This is a genomic window from Streptomyces actuosus (genome assembly GCF_016921115.1).
In the GTDB taxonomy this organism is placed as follows: Bacteria; Actinomycetota; Actinomycetes; order Streptomycetales; family Streptomycetaceae; genus Streptomyces; species Streptomyces actuosus_A.
This window is the reverse complement of record NZ_JAFFZS010000225.1, coordinates 1-435: the sequence shown is the minus strand read 5'-3', so window position 1 is coordinate 435 and position 435 is coordinate 1. Positions and strand designations below refer to the sequence as shown.

The window sequence follows — 435 nt, the reverse complement described above, 5'->3', positions numbered from 1 at the left end:
CAGGTTACTATCCTCACTCATAGACAATTCCTGGTCATGTTTGGTGATAGACAATCATTAGCTGGGAAATGGGGCGTGATTGTCTTTCAGGCACTCATTATAGGAAGTTTATTCTTTAATCTTCCACAGACTAGGTCAGCATACATTCTTGAATCCCTTTCTTGAGTGAGCATGGAGTTGACAGGCTTAACAGTGGTGGTGTCTTTACAAGAGGTGGTGTCATGTTCTTTATCCTCCTTTTTAATGCTTTACTTGCTTTAGCGGAACTCACAGCTGCCTTTAATAGCCGACCAATTTTAATGAAGCATAAAAGCTTGTGAGTCTTGCCATAACCATAGCTGGTCCGAAGATTGTTAACACTACCAGTTCTTTTTACCGCCCAGCTGCCTATGCTCTGGCTCAAGTTGTGGTCGACGTTCCTCTGGTGCTTATCCA

The 435-nt window shown here is 43.0% G+C and carries 1 protein-coding gene; it reads left to right on the top strand.

The genetic code is table 11. The features are described 5' to 3' along the window. The first annotated feature begins 9 nt into the window (after positions 1 to 9). Positions 10 to 165 (top strand): hypothetical protein, encoded by a 156-nt coding sequence (locus JS756_RS39140; RefSeq protein WP_498063057.1) that lies wholly within the window; start codon positions 10 to 12, stop codon positions 163 to 165. The last annotated feature ends 270 nt before the right edge of the window (positions 166 to 435 follow it).